We start from the raw sequence: 727 nt of genomic DNA, 5'->3' as shown, positions 1-727 counted from the left end.
TTACGTGGAGGACGGGAACGCGGCGATGATCTGGCCGGCGAGCCTGGCGGAGCGCGGCGACATCTGCCTGTACCGCCTGCAGAGGCCCTCACCGGAGGCGGATGCCGCGCCGCCCGCAGCAAAGCAGCGCGGCCGCAGAAAGAAATTACCGGCGTTGGGGTAAGGTATTTTCAGGACAGCTACCTCTGCCGGACAGCCCTGACGTGGCGCGTCCTGACGCTCTGGCGTAAAAGTTTTGCAGGGCTCGCCCCCTTGTGAATGTTCGGGCCCGCTGCGCTGTGGTAAGCTCTGCGCCCGAAACCTGCTGCCGGATAACCCCATGAAAAATGACTTTGAAGAAAAAATGGCCGACATCATGATTGGCGAGGCCGTTACGGCGCTGCTGGAAGAGGACGCGGCCATCAGCTGGGCGGCCCTCACGGATCGCCTGCGGTCGGCCATTGAAAATGCAACGGATGAAGATCGAATTCGCGCCGGTCTGCGCGCTATTGAAGAGGTCCGGCGGGAAATGCAGATTCGCGCCGGTGAAAAGGCTGGCGTGGCCAGCCTGACAGAGCAGAAGCTCCACTGACGGCCGGGGCGGATACCGCGGCCGCGGTATCCGCCCCGGCGTCTTTCTGATATACTGTATACTTATCCACCTTACGGACGGAGGTCATATGAATGACGACACCACCGCCGAAGATATCTACGCCGTTATCGGAACGGTCGTGGCGCGCCTTCTTAA

The 727-nt window shown here is 61.3% G+C and carries 1 protein-coding gene; it reads left to right on the top strand.

Annotated elements, in window-relative coordinates; translation table 11 throughout:
• Positions 1–319: 319 nt before the first annotated feature.
• Positions 320–571, top strand: coding sequence for a hypothetical protein (locus VI01_RS24490; RefSeq protein ID WP_045816991.1), 252 nt, complete (start codon positions 320–322; stop codon positions 569–571).
• Positions 572–727: the final 156 nt, after the last annotated feature.

The sequence above is a fragment of the Pantoea sp. SM3 genome (assembly GCF_000963995.1).
In the GTDB taxonomy this organism is placed as follows: Bacteria; Pseudomonadota; Gammaproteobacteria; order Enterobacterales; family Enterobacteriaceae; genus Pantoea; species Pantoea rwandensis_B.
The sequence above is the reverse complement of the archived record's forward strand: the minus strand, read 5'-3'. Positions and strand labels throughout refer to the sequence as shown.